This is a genomic window from Cytophagia bacterium CHB2, assembly GCA_030263535.1.
Classification (GTDB): Bacteria; Zhuqueibacterota; Zhuqueibacteria; order Zhuqueibacterales; family Zhuqueibacteraceae; genus Coneutiohabitans.
On sequence record SZPB01000644.1, the window covers coordinates 1 to 1941 of the forward strand.

2 protein-coding genes are annotated in these 1941 nt (G+C 53.7%); both read left to right on the forward strand.

Features of this window, described 5'->3' with window-relative positions:
* Positions 1–169 precede the first annotated feature (169 nt).
* Complete coding sequence (locus FBQ85_29805; GenBank protein ID MDL1879326.1) at positions 170–1255, forward strand: efflux RND transporter periplasmic adaptor subunit; 1086 nt, start codon at positions 170–172, stop codon at positions 1253–1255.
* 112 nt (positions 1256–1367) lie between these two features.
* On the forward strand, positions 1368–1941 hold a 574-nt coding region (locus tag FBQ85_29810; GenBank protein MDL1879327.1), incomplete at its 3' end, for an efflux RND transporter permease subunit.

A 1941-nucleotide genomic window follows, 5' to 3' on the forward strand; every position in this document is an offset into this window, starting at 1 on the left:
TCGTGGGCGGCTGTCGAAGCCACTAAACTCACAGTTGCGACAGTGCCCCACAAGGGGGCAAGACTACGACTCCTGCACACGCATTTGAAAGATGCTATAAGCGAGAGAAGCAGACAGAGAGTTAGATTTTTTGAGTTTTTGTCATTGATAATTGAGTTGAAAGGATTTTATGAAATCGAAGATAGTTCTCGGACTGCTGTTTGCCACTGCACTGATCAGCTTCGCGGCGTGGAGCCGCTGGTCGAATGACAAATCTGATAAGCCTGCTGCGGTGCTGCCGCTGGCAGTCAAAATTCAAGTGCTTGCGCCGGCAGAGATAGCGCAAACGCTGACCGTCTCCGGCACGCTCGCGGGAGAAAACGAGGCCACGGTCATTTCCGAAACCAACGGAACCGTGGTGGCCGTGCGTGCGCAGGTGGGCGACTGGCTGAAGCAGGGCCAAACCATTGTGCAAATCGAGAATGATTTGAAGCGAGTTGCCTTGGAACAGGCGAAAGCGCAATTGCTCACTGCGCAAACCAATCACGATAAAGCCCAAAAGGATTTAGAGCGCTACGAGGAGCTGTTTAAACAGCAAATTACCACGCAAAGCGTAATCGAAAGCGCGCGCCTGGCCGAGCGCGCCGCCGAAGCGCAGCTCAAAAGCGCAGAAGCGGCCCTGAAATTGGCGCAACGCCAGTTTGATGATTCTTTCATCAAAGCGCCGCTTGCCGGACGTCTGGCCGATCGCTATGTCGATCAAGCGGCGATGGTGATGCCGGGCGACAAAATCGGAGTCATCGTGGATGGCCGTCATATGAAATTAAAAACCAGCGTGACGGAGAGTGAGATTGCATTACTGCGTAGCGGACAGGCGGCCGAAGTGATTGCCGATGCATTGCCGCAGCAGAGATTCACCGGCAAGGTTATTTCCGTGGCGCAGAAGGCCAACAGCGAACGCACGTATCCGGTCGAGATTCTTGTGCCGAATGATGCGCAAGAATCGTTGAAAAGCGGCATGTTTGGCCGGGCGTTCGTGCAAGTGGCAAAGGCGGAAGAGGCATTGGTCGTTCCGAGTTCGGCAGTATTGACGGATCCTTCCGGCAGTTATGTGTTTATCGAAGAAAGCGGGGTTGCGAAACGTGCAGCGGTGCAAGTTGGCATACAGCAGAACGATCAGACGCAAATTGTTGGCGGACTCGAAGCCGGCGCGAGGCTGGTGGTGTCCGGGCAACAGAGGTTGTCTGATGGCGCAAGAGTTGTTGTAGAAAATTAGTTATTGGTAACTTGTTGCTGGTGGCTTCAGAAAACAAGCAGCCAGCGACCGGCAACAGCCGGTTACGTCTCACGTGAATAGAAATTCCAAAGCATAGATTCAAGGCATACATATGTCAATCACCGAAGTCTCGATCAAACGGCCGGCCTTTATCACAATGATCTTTACCGCGCTGGCAGCGCTCGGCATTTTTGCCTACTCGCAGATGGGCGTCGATTTGCTGCCCAAGATGGATTGGCCGATGGTTTCGATCGTGACCATCTATCCCGGCGCCGGGCCGAAAGAAGTTGAAAGCGCGGTTTCCAAGCCGATCGAGGAGGCGCTCTCCAGTCTCAACGGCTTGAAACATATTCGTTCTTTTTCGAATGAGAATATCTCCGTGCTGCTGGCGGAGTTTTCCTTCACCACGGATGTCGAAGTTGCAACGAATGAAGTGCAGCGCAAAGTTGACGGCGTGCGTGCGGATTTGCCCAAGGAAATCTACACGCCGACGGTGACGAAATCCGACATTAACGATTTCCCCATTGTGCGCATTGCGATGAGCGGCGTGAATTCGGACGCGCGCGCGTTGCATCAATTCGCAGATGAACACGTGGCGCAGCGCCTCGAGCAATTGCCGGGCGTGTCGAGCGTGGAAATCGTGGGCGGTCAGGAACGTGAAATTCGCATTGAAGTTGACAATGATC